Origin of the sequence: Chitinophaga sp., assembly GCF_019236475.1 — a bacterium.
Taxonomy (GTDB): Bacteria; Bacteroidota; Bacteroidia; order Chitinophagales; family Chitinophagaceae; genus Chitinophaga.
The window spans coordinates 69,680-84,072 of sequence record NZ_JAFAIX010000009.1 but is presented as its reverse complement, the minus strand read 5'-3'; the positions used below and the strand labels follow the sequence as shown (position 1 = coordinate 84,072).

The following is a 14,393-nucleotide window of genomic DNA, read 5'->3' as shown; positions in this document are numbered from 1 at the left end:
CCTAACCCGGCTCTAAAATATACTTAGGTAACGCCCCTGCTTTGATTCTCAAAACCAATGGGTCTGGAATATTCCTCAACTGTACTACAGCAAATAATTCATCTGCCTTATCTATAATTGGTGCAGATATCACCAATACCTGCCGGAGACCACTCTTCGCAGGAAGCGTTTGTGGTGGCAGCTTCAGACAAGTCCTTAAAGGCATCAATGCAGTAGTAGCTGCCGATTTCATACATACCGACATACGCACGATTTCCACTGGCAGCCCTGCACGATTGCTCCAATACCACCGCAGGTACAGGAGCTTATTGAGCTTCATCACGTCTTCCAGCTTAAAAGTAATCGCTGCTTTATGCATCCTGCCAATACTCCCTTTCTTATGCTGTAAGCGATAATCTGCCGCAATACGCGCCGCAATGACGGTATCTATAGTATTTAGGATGACCATCGTATCAACAGCTTCATTGCATGTGCTGAGCTGCTTCCGTAGGATTTCTTGTTCGTTTGTTAAAGCTACTGCCTTACTTTTCCCTTTGGAAAAATCAACATTCAGTAATGCCATATCCACCGGTTCACGGTAAACAACCAACAAATAATACACCTGCCGTTGTGTAATGACCACCATATTGGTAACGGATGGAAACGGACGCTGTGCCTTTAATAATACCAAATGCCCCGCCAACGTATATTGACATTCCTGCTCCTGAGTATTACCCAGTTGCACAGTAACCACCTTTGAAGGAAACGTTAACGCCGTAACAGCTCCCTTAGTGACAACAATAGTATCCGTTGCCGCCCATACAATCGTTAACCGCAATAGCCCCACCAGTACTAATACAACTGTTTTTTGTAGACGCATACTATACCTGTTTACCGTTATTACTTAGTTTGTTCATAACTAGTTTCCCAGGCATTAGCATCCTCTCCTTTATGGCCATCCATCCGAATCATGAAGTTCCTCGCCGGAAAATAGGGTTTCAAAAATATATCCAGATGGATCGTATCCTTTTGCCTATTATCCTGTTCAAACCGACGTATTTCAAAATCCTCAATCAACCTGTCTGGGCCAGTGATACTATCCAGAAACTGTATGATCTGTCTTTGTAAATCCTTCCTAGTATTAGCACTAAAATTCTCAAATGCTCTACGGTTGAGGAAGTCGATCAATACTTTCGTGACATAATCGAATACCCGTACTACAGAATACGTCTGTAGCCCAATATTATCACCCGTAAACAACGTCTTGGCACTAAAGGCCATTACGCGCCCATATTCTTGTACCATAGGCACCAATCCAAGCTTCTCCAACGTGGCTATCTCACTTTTCTTCAGCTCAAAACTAACACCGTCTACTTCTCGCAATGCGCCATACTTCTTCCCCGCAGTCACCTGCGACATCAGTGTACTATAAATCCTTCCAGCCAATGCCCCCGATGGCGACACGAGCACATGCTCTTTTTCACCCACCTGTATAGCCTTCCCTCTTCCTATCAGCCAGTTACAGGTCATGATTACATTTGACTTACAAGCTTCCGCACCCGTCAAACAAGCAGCGTCAAACATCTCCATTACATCATCCGGCGCATCCATATGACAGAAATCAGTTATCAGCAAACATTTATTATCATAAGCCATCCGAGCCCACTTCTCAAGGATCTTATTACTACCAGCATACCCCGGCATGAGCAACAAACTATAATTCCCCTTTAGATCCAGCCGATCATAATGCTGCGATAACTCCTGCCTAATCGCATCTAGAAATCGACTGTTGTCTAAATCCCGCAACTGCTCCGGCGCCGCATTCAGAAAACTTACATTCTTGACCTTCTCCTCCTCCGTATTCGCAAAGAAAAGAGACACATTACGGTAAGATTGCTCCAACGTACGAGTAGCTCCCAACGCGACTAACAGATTCTCCTTCAATAAGGCTTCCGATTGTAACACAGCATGACTGCAATCCTGCATCATATCTTTTACCTCCTGATGCCCACTCAAGATTTGCTCCCATATGCACAATAAGGCCTTTAGCCGCCCCCTGTCCAGCTCCTTTGAGGATTCCGTTAAAAAGAGCTGACGCCTCGATTTGCGCTCCGGATTCAAGTTCTGTACCCCTTCAATCGCCGATTCCAGCAACTCAAATCCACCAAATCGTGAAAGACACTGTAATTGAATAGCATACCCGGCCGCAGAAGACGACCGCTCATTGGTTTCTGTGGATAACATAACAATGGTTTTTAATTTTAATCTTTATAATTCCTCCAATAACTGTTGGATCAACACCAACAAGGACTTCCTGGCGGCATCATCCGCCAGCGCCATACGCAATACCTTGTTACTCCCTAAATGGCGAATAACCTGTAAATACAATTCACGACGTAAAGCTAAAGCTCTAAGAAAATCACTCTGTGCCGTAATCCCACTAACCCCAAAATCCGCCATCTGCTGAAACGTTAATACCTCTGTTATTCTTTCCCCTCCTGGCCCCGTAAAATCAATCGGAACACTAGGCTTGTAATGAGCAAATACAGCAGCAATGTGATGCAAGCCCTTTACAATCTCAGGCTTCAAGGAAGGCGCTAACGTGAGACTTTCAGCAAACAACGTTCTGTTAGGAGAGATTTCTGCAATGGCTTCATTGGTTTCCGGCTTCACTTCCGTACCACCAATACCTGGGTGTTTCATCATAACAATCCTGATTAACAAACAAACAATATTTAACACCCTAAATTACTAAGAGAAAGTATTGGAAAATCATCATTTTCCGATTTCAGATCCGCGAATGAAAATAATGAAAATTAGGAGCGAGAAAATGCGGCAGTCGTCCAAATACTAATGCTATCCCGCATCTCCTGCACCAGTTGCAACTGATGCATAAAGACCATACAATAATCAATTAATAATTGCCGATCCTCTAATGATCGGTTCATATTTAATTCGAAATTATCCATGCCTGTATTAACGGCAATATAAATCCTATGCTTATGAAACGCGATAAACAAACTGATATCTGGCATAAACTGCAAGGCACTGATACGCTTCAATAAACTCGGTTTCAATAACTGCTCTGCCTCCGCCACATCTGCTGAATACACAACAAACCGCTGATTGAATGCCTTATCTGATAGCATCAAAAAATTTCCCGGATTCACCATCTCCATAAATTTACAGCCACGACTATGCACATAAACAGGCGTCCCAAAATAACGAGGAGACTGTAACATATAACAACTGCCATAAAAAACTGTATCCGCCTTGGCCCGTTGAAACCTAGCGCCAGGAATCACAGACACCCGCAAATCACAAAACTGAAATAATAAATATCCCATCCGACCTGTGATCAGGTCATTGCCTTGAACCGTATAATCCTTATTCGCAAACAATCCTGTCTCCACAAAATCTTCTACCGGCAAATTTTCTGTCGGCTCATAAATATAATGTGGATGCACAAACTGTAATAATGGCGCAATGACCTTCTGCTTGTATTCCCGCTGCAGATGCTCTGATGGCCGATCTACAAATTGCCGCATCATTAAATTCCGAATGAGCATCACACCAGCAAGCGCCAACACAATGCCGATACCTATATACGCTAACTTAATATACAATTCATGACCCTTGGATTGCTCCAAGTGTATCGGTTCCACCACAAATAAATAAAATAGCGCTGCCAGCCCTAGGCATAATACCCAAAGCCACCACGTACTACGCATACGCCGTCTGGTCCTTTCCAGTTGTTTAAGCGTATCTTGCAGATGACTGCCTATAAATTCATTTAAACTATGCGGTGATTTCATAATTGGATTAGTTGGAAGACCAGCTTATTCCTGAAAAACCATTTACGCCAGTGATTTCCTTACTTATCTGTGATTGGAACTGCTCTACATAAACTTTCGAAATGGGGAATACAAATATCTGCCTGCCATTACTTACACTAATTCTAGCATAAATTACTGGATACAAATGCACTAATATCAGTTGAAATTTATATTGCTGAATAATATCCACCTGCTGAATAGTCGCACCCCGCTCCAGTAACTCGATAAAATAAATAATCAACGCAGGCCGCTGGGTCCCCTTGTACAACATCATCAAATATGGAATAGAAGGCCCAATCAGCAGCAAAGCTACCACCCCCCAAATGAAAACAGGCGGCTGTACTCCCCGTTCATAAATGATAAACAAAATCAGGAATGCCAGCAAAAAAGTGATGAACTCCGCCACTATCAAGGCTATAATGGTTTGTTTCACATCCTTATGATGCATGGACAGCAAAAACACTTTCAATTCCTGAAGGTTTCTCATGTTCGCCGTATTGTATGTCTATTGCTTGATTCTTAAATGAATAATATTGCTGATAATCAAATAAATACCCACCAATGCAATTATTCCATAGGCTGCTAATAATACCCACTCATTTCCTCCCGCTATTTTGTAAATCAATAATTCAATCCTGGTTAGACTGATGGGGTCGTTTGCTAGATCATGAAATTGTTGATATCTGTTGTATATGAGCCCTATCCCGGCTGTTGCCAACATCAGCCCCACTATCACACCTCCCCAGGAAGGATCGTCTTCAGGTGCATTGTCTGGTCTGTCCGGTTTGGAATTAACGCTATTGCTCATACTGTCCCATTATGGTTAAGGATAATGATACAGGGACGACAGGATGCCCAAAGGAACCCCAAATTCCATCAGACTACTAAAATAATGTTTTTCTTATTGATTTGTTCAGTGCCCCAAAAGAGTAACTTCCGGAGGATATGCGTAATCCTGCCAGGCCAACTCTGCCTCCGATACTGATAAATCACCACTATACACCATTATTCGGTATCTTAACGTATATACGTTGCCGTGGAACCACCGCCAAGATTTAATTTTTGTTGGGGAATAATTTAACATTAATTCTCCCCCTTCCATATTTTCCGGCCATACGCGTAAAGCCTCCGGGGAGTCATAATTATCTGGCGCATTCATTATCAGGAGTCCTACCCTTCCTTTAGGCGTATTACCAGTTACCATTACCCACCGCGCTCTCGTACTATCAGCATCCTTACGAGTCTTTCCTTCGGAGGTCAATACGGTGCTGGTCTTATCCGTAAAATAAGAGGTGGTGCGAAGCCCAAATCCGCCCCCATAACGATATTGCATTAATGTTATTCCACTATCACCCAGACATTCAAAACTAGATGTCATATCCCAATACCGGTGATTCCCCGATGGATCAGCCTTATATGCCCTGACGGACATCACCTCTTCTATAGCAATTCTTTCACGACCCGGCGCCGGAAAAGCAACATGCTCCTGCTTTACCTTAAATCCACACCAAACATTTCCCCCATCTGTCGCTACCAAACCGCCATATCTCACTTTACCTTCTTTCTTTTGCACATTCCAAAAATCTGTTTCTTTCCCTTCAAACATAGTATGGGTCCACGGATTCCAGATCCCCATGTGATGCCGATGCCCTGCATTAGGAAAAATATTTGTTAGTACCACCCCATTAGGCGCCCAAAGCGGATGTATAAAACCACTTCTTCTATAAACGGTATCACTGCCTGCTGGTGGCGATACGACAGCAGTATTATATTGTAAGACACGGTTCTTTCCGTCTTCCAATAGTATAGCGGTATCGGAAACAAGTGCCTGTAGCGCTGTTTTACCCACCTGCTTCCCCATGTACAAACGATAGCTCCTTTCTGCTCCTGCTACGGTCTGACCCACCATCATCCAGGTGAAATTCCCATCTGCATCCTGCTGTACTGCTACCGGAATTTTAGTCTTCCCCACCAATTCCTCCATCTGCCAGCCTTTTCCCATAGGAAGCGGCTGTACAGGATGATAGGTCACCAAAGTATTACTCCGGTTATATCTGCCTGCCTTCACGGAAAGATGAATATCCTGCGCGATAGCAGGTACCACAGCTACCTGCAGCAAAAAGAGGAAGAGTTTTTTCATTACGCTAATTATTATAACAAGATAATAGTTAGTTTGCCCCTACGCAAGTACCTTGTGGAGATAGAAATTATTTTAGGGAGACACGAGCTTCACTGGTTAATTTATTCTATATTTTTGACGAACTAATCCGTCTGTAAAATGGAAACCCCGGTATCACTTATGCAGTCAACAAAACTCATTATTACCAACAAAACAGCCCTGGCAGCCAAATACGGCGATCAGCATACGCAACTGCTCCAGGACCTTCAGCGTCTACAGGATTTCGATAAAACACGCCACCTGGATACCAGTATCATTTTCCTAGATGATGCCACGCAAATGACAACTTTCCAGGCAACTGCCGTCAGCAATCCTGCGGATGAAGCCCAAAATAAAAACGCCATCGACGCACTATATACCCATTTTACACCAGGCTATATGATGATCGCCGGTGCTCAGGATATCGTCCCATTCCAACGCCTCACCAACCTGGTAGGCGGCGATCACGATCCAGATTCCCTTATTCCCAGCGATCTCCCTTATGCCTGCGATGCGCCTTACGATAAAGACCCAGGTAAATTTATTGCACCTACCCGCGTTCTGGGCCGCCTACCGGATATTCCAGGCAATCCAGACCCATCGTATTTTCATTCACTAATCAATAATATCCTCCAGTATACGCCACAGCAAAGAAACGTGTACGAAAACTATTTCTCTTTGAGTACATTCGACTGGCAGGATTCTACTCAACGATCACTGATGGCTATTTTCGGCAACAATACCTCCCTACGCATCATTCCAGGAGAAAATGTTCCTGATAATGGCGACTGGTCCGCCGATCAACTGATGCCTAAAACCCATTTCATCAACTGCCACGGCGCACTCAATAATCCCCGCTACTATGGTCAGAAACAGTCAGATTTTCCACTGGCCATGAAATCCGATCTAATCAAAGGAAGAATTGATGCAGGTACGGTGGTGACTGCTGAATGCTGCTATGGGGCGCAACTGTTTGATCCAGCTAAAAATGTTTTTAAACAGATCAGCATGGCGAACAGTTATCTCGGTAACAATGCCATTGCATTCCTTGGCAGTTCTAATATCGCCTATGGCCCTGCTACCGGCCAAGGACTGGCAGATCTGCTGACGCAATTCTTTGTAATCAATATGCTGAACGGCGCTAGTACAGGCAGGGCACTACTGGAGGCAAGACAAAAGTTCCTCAATGAAATGGGCCCTACCTTGGACCCATATGAACTTAAAACGGCCGCCCAATTCTATCTGCTAGGAGATCCTTCCATCCAGCCCGTTATCAATGAAAAAGACGCTCCCGTCGATAACAGCCAGTCTTTTGTAAATTCCATTCAAAACCGTCGGGAGAATATGGAGGCAAGAGGTAAAATGCTGGACCTGTTTATCGCCAGCCCAGAGCCAGATAACGACGATGATGCAAATGATCATCTGAATAAATCCATGGATAGCCTCCTGATAGACAGGAATTTTCAAGCCACAAAAAATAAACGCACTTTCGTCAACCGACATAAAAGACAGGATATACATCCAACTACCAATGCATCTGTAAAATTTCATGTATTTTCGGAAGCAATACCTGCTTCAGCGCAGGCCCCTGGTGTGAAAGTGCTGGTAGTTAAAGCCAAAAACAATCAAATCCTGGGATATCGTGAATACGTCAGCAGATAACAAAATGGACAGCAACACTACAACCATTACGCTCCGCGGCAGATTGATACTCCGCATGTTCGCTCAGCACAGCAAAAGTGAACATATGGGCGTTTACATCGTCTCTGATCAGGGCGAATACCTTATCCGCCCTGCTGCAGGGAATCCGTTCGCAGAGAATCCACTGATGCCAATGGCCGGCAAAATCATTTCCGCCACAGGTGTCATTGTAGACTACGTTTTCCTGGTAACTTCCTGGCAGGAAGTCACAGATAACGACTAACTAGCTAAACCTTTTTTTGCTAATTTGTGGGAGAATGGCTGTGCCATTGTTACCTATGAATCTAGCTTTATTTGTAACTGCCCTGACTCAGGACAGGAAAGTGTCCGTTATACCCGGTATTACCCCATTTTCTCCTGTTGCATTACAGGATGCAAGTTTGGTGTTGTATAATTTTTATAGAGACGACATCCAAGAGATGCCTCCTTCTTCCCCTGCTTTCCAGGAAGATGCTGCCCTCTGGGCCGCTACCCTTGCCTACCGCATCGTGCAGTTGGCGGAGGAGCCGTCGCTATTACCGCTTACAACCCTACTGCCTTCCTATACACAACCTATTACACCCGCGGTCATTTATAGCGCCGATCTATGCCTGCGTTATCTGCCGGACCTTCTCCTCTATACCAAAACAGATCATCTACGGAATTATGTGCTCCAAACTGCTGCGCAATGGCCCTTTTCATCTACAGGCATGCAGGTATCCCCTACTGGCTCCCTCGAACCGGTATTACAAGATGCAGCATTATTGCAGGCGTATGCAGACAGGGTTATTGTAACCCGGGATACCAGCAGATGCCAGCATCCCGAGATAAAAAATGCAGTGATAAAAGCGATGGGAAACTACCAGGAAATTCTCTGGCCAGGATTTAACCCGAATATATAAGGCTACTTCAATAAAGCGCCAGTGCCGGGCCTATCAGCATAAAGGATACGACCATTATCCATTCGTATACCCGTTGCCGTGTCTTCAGCCAGTAACAGCGGGCCATCCATATCTACATAATCCAGGTAAGGTAACAACTGTGCTACGGCGGATGCGCCAACAGTACTTTCATTCATACTGCCAGTCATCACCTTCATGCCCAACTGACGCGCTTTTGCGATCATCCGACGAGCAGGCGTTATACCGCCACATTTAACGAGCTTGATATTAATTCCGTGAAAGCAGCCATGGCAAAGGTCTACATCAGATTCAAGAATACAGCTTTCATCTGCTATCAATGGCAGAACTGATTGCTTGTACACTTCCCGCATGCCTTCAATATCAGCCGCAGGCATAGGTTGTTCTATAAACTCCACTCCCAGTTCTTTCAGGGCAATCGCATTTTTCAGCGTTTCTTCTACTCCCCAGGCACAGTTGGCATCCACACGGAAAATGGCGTCTGTATGCTTTCTCAATTCCTGCATGATGGCGATGTCCTCTTTGGTACCCAGTTTAATTTTATAAATTGGCCAAGGAAAATCTTTCAGCTTGCGTACCATGTTTTCGATAGTATCTATCCCAATGGTATAGTCTGTCATAGGATTCTTGGAGATATCCAAATCCCACAACTGATAAAGCGGCAATCCTTTCTTCTTCCCATAGACATCCCACGCAGCAAGGTCCAGCGCACATAACGCGAACATGTTGTCGCTGAAGTGTGGGTACAAATCTGCCCAGAATTTTTCCGGCGTATCCAGTTGATAATTTTCAATAAAATCCCGATGACGGTTGATAGTATCCATCAGGATGGGAACAGTCATGTTGTAGTAGGAATTATCTACTGTTTCTCCAAGGCCACTGAATCCGTCTGTGCGTAATTCTACAATGAGAGTTGGTTGAGTGTCTTTCGATTTTCTTGAGATGGTAAAGGTATGTCTGAACTTCAGCTCAAATGGATATAGATGCAGTTCCATTAACTTCAGAATTGATTTTAAGTATGTCTTCCAGGTTTGTTTTGATGCGATAACGCCAATAATGTACAGGTACTGCGGGTATATTAATACGCTCTTCCTCCGGGTTGATAACGGTTTGCAGGCCTTCCATCGCCAGCAGTTCCTGGATTTGAAAGATACGCCACATTGCCGGAGATTGCAAATGCAAGTCCACGATTTCCTGGATAATATCTGGTGAACAGTCTTTTGGCGCCTTACCACTTTGCTTTAATACTTCCTCCCAATATTGCTGAGTGCGTGCAGGATCTTCCTGCCACCAGCCCTGTAAGGTAGACATATCATGCGTAGAGGGCGTTACTACTGATCGATAAGGGGATGATTGCAATGATTGAAAATTATCCTGTGGATGCTTGGGCATATGCTGTATTTCAAGGCTCAATATGCCCAACTGCTCCATGACAGCGGGTACACAGGCTGGTACCATTCCGAGGTCTTCCCCGCAGATCAGCATGTCTGTTGCTTTGCTGATATAAGGTAATTTTTGGAGGGCCTCTTTCCGCCAACGGTGCTCGTGTCTCCCGTAAAAATATTGTTGATGCAAATCTGCCAATCGCACCTTAATATCCGCAGGAAAATCGGCAAATGAGGAAGTAGACATAAAGTCAATCCGGGGATGATACATCACTTTACCATCCTTCTTTTCCCGGATGAAAATGACATCTGCCAATAGATGATATAAGGCCAATTTCATGCCAGCAGGCAACTCCTGTTGCTGCACTTTCCTTTGCGTGTTGAAGGCCGATTGCATCGCATATCGCCCATTGGTGAGGCGAATCATGTAAGTATCCTTGATGATACCCGCATAATTTCCAAAGGTGCTATCCAACAGCTCATCCGTGATGTATGGCTCGCAGAAGCGTTCTTCTTCAAAACCGATATCCATATAAATCAACTCTTCCCTACTAACGGGAACGGCTGGATGAAAAAACCCCAATACGCCCTGCACCGCATCCATGGGCATTTGCCAGATGCGGAAGAAGCCCAGGATATGATCAATTCGGAAAGCATCGAAGTATTGCGCCATATGTTGGAAACGCTGCCGCCACCATTCATAGCCATCTTCGGCCATCCGCGACCAGTTATAAGTAGGGAATCCCCAGTTCTGCCCTTCCGTCGTAAAGCTGTCTGGCGGAGCTCCCGCCTGCATATCCATGTGAAATAAATCGGGATGCGTCCAAGTTTCTACACTGCACCTGCCAACACCAATAGGAATATCGCCCTTCAAGGCTATCCCCAGGGCGCGCGACTTCGTTACAGCCGCCTCCAATTGTAAGTGCAGATGATACTGCACGAAAAAATGGAATCTCACCGATTCTGCTGCTACCACATCTTCCATAATCATCGCATTCACCGCTCTGAATTGGTAGTGGCGGAAATCACTCCAGTGGCTGAAATCGGGCGACTGATACTTATCCCGCAGGTAACAGAATGCCGCATAAGGCAACAACCAATGCTCATTAGCCGCAAACCATTGCCAATAACCGGTTGTCTCCAACTGATAATCCTGTTGCTCATACAATGCATGCAGATATTTCAGTTTGAAATCCATGACTGCCTCATAATCCACCTTGTCATTATCGTTGAGGCGTTGCCGTAATAATGGCAGTTCCTGCTGCAAGGGATGTGCATCTGGAAGATGACCTACGTCCTGTAAACGGATATAGAGAGGATGTAGGGCATAGGAAGACACGGCTGCATAAGGATAAGAGTCACGCCAGGTATGCGTTGCGGTAGTATCGTTAATAGGCAGTAATTGTATCAAATGCATCTTCTGCGTGGCAGCCCATTGGGCCAACAGCGGAATATCAGCAAACTCGCCCGTACCTAGTCCTGCTACAGAACGCAGGCTGAACACCGGTACTGCTACACCTGTTCCTTTCCACGGCTGATAATTGCGACGTACAAATCCATCCTGCATGGTAACCTGCCGACCAGGTTGCGCATCAAAATGAACGTACCTGTTGTCCCCGTTTTCAAATTCCAGGAAGCGCTGTGCTTTCATATCCCAAATGCCGTATTTATAAGGCAATGGGGTAGCCACTTTCCGGAGATCCACAACGGCAGTAAAGCATTCATCTGCGGTATACTGCAAGAGAATAGGATGTGTGGCATCCCAATTTCCCAATTGTGGGCTGCTGCCCAGTAGGCATACCGTCTGATGCTGCTCCAACAAGGGAGCCTTCACTTTAAATATATGCGTAGCCGTTAGTTGGCCTGGAACAACAGTTGCTTTGTGAGGAAAGAATACCCGCGTAAACGGTGCGGTTGACCAATTATTTTCGAGGTTGGCCGCATCATTCCAGGTGTCAATAAAAACCTGGTCATATGGAGCGCCGGCACGGATGGAAATTTTCCTGAAAGCACCTTCGGTGATTGTCTGTTCCAGTTCCCGAACAAGGTAATGATACTGGAATTCGATGGTTTCTTCTTGAGGGAGATTGATATCTGCATACCACCAGTTTCCTGGCAGCCAATGCAGTTGTATAGCCTGTTTCGGGTTATTGTTACCGGCTACGGGGATGTTACCGAGCAGGAAAATATTCTGCCCGAATTGGGTTTGATAATGAAGATAGAACCTAAGTCTGTAATACATGTTTTCCTGCTAAGCCGCTACAAAATAAGGAATTCAAGCAAAAGCAGGAACGGAATAAAAAAACAAAGGCGCCCGAATGAGCGCCCTTGTGCATTATGTTTGCTTAATTGTACTTACTTCACTTCTTCAAATTCAGCATCGGTCACACTGTCACCAGCGTTGCTCTGGCTCTGTTGTTGCTGACCGCCACCGTTGGCTTGACCTGCATCAGGCGGGCCTTGGGTTGCTTTGTACAGTTCTTCAGAAGCAGCAGTCCAGGCAGCATCCAGTTCAGCAGTAGCTGTATCCAGGGCTGCACTATCCTGAGATTTGTGCGCTTCTTTCAGTTTGTGCAATGCAGTTTCGATGGTTGCTTTTTTATCAGCAGACAGTTTATCACCGTACTCTTTCAACTGTTTTTCAGTCTGGAAGATCATGCTGTCAGCTTTATTCAGCTTTTCGATTTTATCGCGTGCTTCTTTATCGCTAGCCTCATTAGCTTTGGCTTCGGTTTTCATTTTTTCGATCTCATCTTTGCTAAGACCGCTACCAGCTTCAATTTTGATGTTCTGGGTTTTACCGGTGCCTTTATCTTTCGCAGTTACATGCAGGATACCGTTTGCATCGATATCGAAAATAACTTCGATCTGAGGAACGCCACGAGGAGCAGGAGGAATATCTCCGAGGATGAAGCGGCCCAGTGTTCTATTCTGGTTAGCCATTGGTCTTTCACCCTGCAGCACGTGAATTTCTACGCTAGGCTGGTTGTCAGCAGCAGTAGAGAATGTTTCTGATTTTTTAGTAGGGATGGTAGTGTTAGACTCGATCAGTTTAGTCATAACGCCGCCCATAGTTTCGATACCCAAAGAAAGTGGGGTAACGTCCAGCAGCAATACGTCTTTCACTTCACCGGTCAGTACGCCACCTTGGATAGCAGCACCAACGGCTACTACTTCGTCAGGGTTCACACCGCGGTTAGGTTTTTTACCGAAGAATTTCTCTACCACTTCCTGGATTTTAGGAATACGGGTAGAACCACCTACCAGGATTACCTCGTCGATTTCGGAAGTATTCATACCGGCATCTTTCAGTGCAGCGCGGCAAGGTTCCAGGGTTCTTTCCACCAGGGAATCGCTCAACTGTTCGAATTTAGCACGGGTCAGTTTTTTCACCAAGTGTTTAGGAACACCATCAACAGCGGTGATATATGGCAGATTGATTTCAGTTTCTGCAGAAGAAGACAGCTCAATTTTAGCTTTTTCAGCAGCTTCTTTCAGACGCTGCCAGCTCATTGGATCTTTGTGCAGATCAACCGCTTCGTCTTTTTTGAATTCATCAGCCAGCCAGTCCATGATCACTTTATCGAAGTCGTCACCACCTAAGTGCGTATCACCATTAGTGGATTTTACTTCAAATACGCCATCGCCCAGCTCCAGGATGGAGATATCGAAGGTACCGCCACCAAGGTCAAATACCGCGATTTTGCTGTCATGATGTTTTTTATCGAGACCATATGCCAGTGCTGCGGCAGTAGGTTCGTTGATAATACGGCGAACAGTCAGACCGGCAATTTCACCAGCTTCTTTAGTTGCCTGACGTTGAGCGTCATTAAAGTATGCAGGAACAGTGATTACCGCTTCAGTCACTTCCTGACCCAGGTAATCTTCTGCTGTTTTTTTCATTTTCTGCAGAATCATCGCAGAAATTTCCTGCGGTGTATATAATCTGCCATCGATATCGATACGGGTAGTATTATTATCCCCTCTAACTACTTTATAGCTAACGTGTGTCAGTTCGTTGGACACTTCGTCAAAATGACGGCCCATAAAACGTTTAACTGACATAATTGTGTTCACAGGATTGGTAATAGCCTGACGTTTTGCAGGATCACCCACTTTCCTTTCACCATTTTTCAAAAATGCCACAACAGATGGGGTGGTTCTTCTACCCTCATCATTGGCAATAACTACCGGTTCGTTACCTTCCATTACGGCAACGCATGAGTTGGTAGTTCCTAAGTCAATGCCTATTATTTTTCCCATAGTATTAAGATTCTCCTTTAGTTGTAAGTAAAATGCGTGTTTGCGGAAAATTGTCAATGATTATGCCAAGCGGCAAGAATCTGAAAATATGTCAGTCCGATTTTTTTAAGTAATTACTGCTGAATTAAATGAATAATCACTATTTTTACCCATAGCGTCCCCAGACGTCAGA

Annotated in this window: 13 protein-coding genes; 3 read left to right on the top strand and 10 right to left on the bottom strand. The window is 44.9% G+C overall.

The genetic code is table 11. From position 1 onward, the window contains the following. Position 1: 1 nt before the first annotated feature. The 7 genes from JO154_RS11545 to JO154_RS11515 form a co-directional block, all read right to left on the bottom strand. Positions 2 to 859 carry a hypothetical protein gene (locus JO154_RS11545; protein ID WP_291945471.1) on the bottom strand — a complete coding sequence of 286 codons (858 nt, stop codon included), beginning with the start codon at positions 857 to 859 and terminating at the stop codon, positions 2 to 4. A gap of 20 nt (positions 860 to 879) precedes the next feature. Then, positions 880 to 2,223 carry a DUF5458 family protein gene (locus tag JO154_RS11540; RefSeq protein ID WP_291945469.1) on the bottom strand — a complete coding sequence of 448 codons (1,344 nt, stop codon included), beginning with the start codon at positions 2,221 to 2,223 and terminating at the stop codon, positions 880 to 882. Positions 2,224 to 2,247: 24 nt separating this feature from the next. Continuing rightward, positions 2,248 to 2,685 carry a hypothetical protein gene (locus JO154_RS11535; RefSeq protein WP_291945467.1) on the bottom strand — a complete coding sequence of 146 codons (438 nt, stop codon included), beginning with the start codon at positions 2,683 to 2,685 and terminating at the stop codon, positions 2,248 to 2,250. Positions 2,686 to 2,795: 110 nt separating this feature from the next. Then, the gene (locus JO154_RS11530; protein WP_291945464.1) at positions 2,796 to 3,794 is read right to left on the bottom strand and encodes a DUF3137 domain-containing protein; all 999 of its coding nucleotides are present in this window, start codon (positions 3,792 to 3,794) and stop codon (positions 2,796 to 2,798) included. A 7-nt stretch (positions 3,795 to 3,801) separates the two neighbouring features. Then, positions 3,802 to 4,302, bottom strand: a complete 501-nt coding sequence (locus JO154_RS11525) for a hypothetical protein (protein WP_291945462.1) — start codon at positions 4,300 to 4,302, stop codon at positions 3,802 to 3,804. A gap of 18 nt (positions 4,303 to 4,320) precedes the next feature. Next, positions 4,321 to 4,623, bottom strand: coding sequence for a hypothetical protein (locus JO154_RS11520; RefSeq protein ID WP_291945458.1), 303 nt, complete (start codon positions 4,621 to 4,623; stop codon positions 4,321 to 4,323). A 105-nt stretch (positions 4,624 to 4,728) separates the two neighbouring features. Further along, positions 4,729 to 5,955, bottom strand: a complete 1,227-nt coding sequence (locus JO154_RS11515) for a PmoA family protein (protein ID WP_291945455.1) — start codon at positions 5,953 to 5,955, stop codon at positions 4,729 to 4,731. 159 nt (positions 5,956 to 6,114) lie between these two features. Here JO154_RS11515 and JO154_RS11510 point away from each other — a divergent pair, with 159 nt between their 5' ends. Genes JO154_RS11510 through JO154_RS11500 form a run of 3 tightly spaced genes read left to right on the top strand, consistent with a single transcriptional unit; the run spans position 6,115 to position 8,555 of the window. Further along, positions 6,115 to 7,635, top strand: a complete 1,521-nt coding sequence (locus JO154_RS11510) for a C25 family cysteine peptidase (protein WP_291945452.1) — start codon at positions 6,115 to 6,117, stop codon at positions 7,633 to 7,635. Next, positions 7,616 to 7,897, top strand: coding sequence for a hypothetical protein (locus JO154_RS11505; RefSeq protein ID WP_291945449.1), 282 nt, complete (start codon positions 7,616 to 7,618; stop codon positions 7,895 to 7,897). The genes JO154_RS11510 and JO154_RS11505 overlap by 20 nt, the downstream gene beginning before the upstream one ends. 55 nt (positions 7,898 to 7,952) lie before the next feature. Next, positions 7,953 to 8,555 carry a hypothetical protein gene (locus JO154_RS11500; RefSeq protein ID WP_291945446.1) on the top strand — a complete coding sequence of 201 codons (603 nt, stop codon included), beginning with the start codon at positions 7,953 to 7,955 and terminating at the stop codon, positions 8,553 to 8,555. Between the two features lie 2 nt (positions 8,556 to 8,557). Here the strand turns inward: JO154_RS11500 and JO154_RS11495 are convergent, their stop codons facing one another. From JO154_RS11495 to dnaK, 3 genes are all read right to left on the bottom strand, one after another. Continuing rightward, positions 8,558 to 9,568 (bottom strand): mandelate racemase/muconate lactonizing enzyme family protein, encoded by a 1,011-nt coding sequence (locus JO154_RS11495; RefSeq protein WP_291945443.1) that lies wholly within the window; start codon positions 9,566 to 9,568, stop codon positions 8,558 to 8,560. Beyond that, positions 9,543 to 12,200, bottom strand: coding sequence for a 4-alpha-glucanotransferase (locus tag JO154_RS11490; protein WP_291945441.1), 2,658 nt, complete (start codon positions 12,198 to 12,200; stop codon positions 9,543 to 9,545). The genes JO154_RS11495 and JO154_RS11490 overlap by 26 nt, the downstream gene beginning before the upstream one ends. A gap of 113 nt (positions 12,201 to 12,313) precedes the next feature. Continuing rightward, positions 12,314 to 14,221, bottom strand: a complete 1,908-nt coding sequence (dnaK, locus tag JO154_RS11485) for a molecular chaperone DnaK (RefSeq protein WP_291945439.1) — start codon at positions 14,219 to 14,221, stop codon at positions 12,314 to 12,316. Between the last annotated feature and the right edge of the window lie 172 nt (positions 14,222 to 14,393).